This window comes from Halomonas sp. ND22Bw (assembly GCF_003011945.1).
In the GTDB taxonomy this organism is placed as follows: domain Bacteria; phylum Pseudomonadota; class Gammaproteobacteria; order Pseudomonadales; family Halomonadaceae; genus Halomonas; species Halomonas halophila.
On sequence record NZ_PXWD01001547.1, the window covers coordinates 1 to 245 of the forward strand.

The following is a 245-nucleotide window of genomic DNA, read 5'->3' on the forward strand; positions in this document are numbered from 1 at the left end:
GCCGCAGCGCTCCAGCGTGCGCGCGAGGATATCCGCGCAGGTCGCCGCCACGGTGATCGGGCGCCCGCGCATGGAGCCGGAATTGTCCAGCAGCAGCGTGACCACGGTATCGCGAAAATTCGTGGCCTTCTCGCGCTTGAAGGACAGCGGCTGGATCGGGTCGGGGACCACGCGCACGAGGCGTGCGGGATCGAGCTGGCCCTCTTCGAGGTCGAAGTCCCAGGCGCGGTTCTGCTGGGCCAGCA

General features: G+C 69.0%; 1 pseudogene. It reads right to left on the minus strand.

Annotation, left to right across the window (positions count from 1 at the left end):
* Nucleotides 1-245, minus strand: a pseudogene (locus CVH10_RS23420) (cobalt chelatase); the annotation flags it as partial.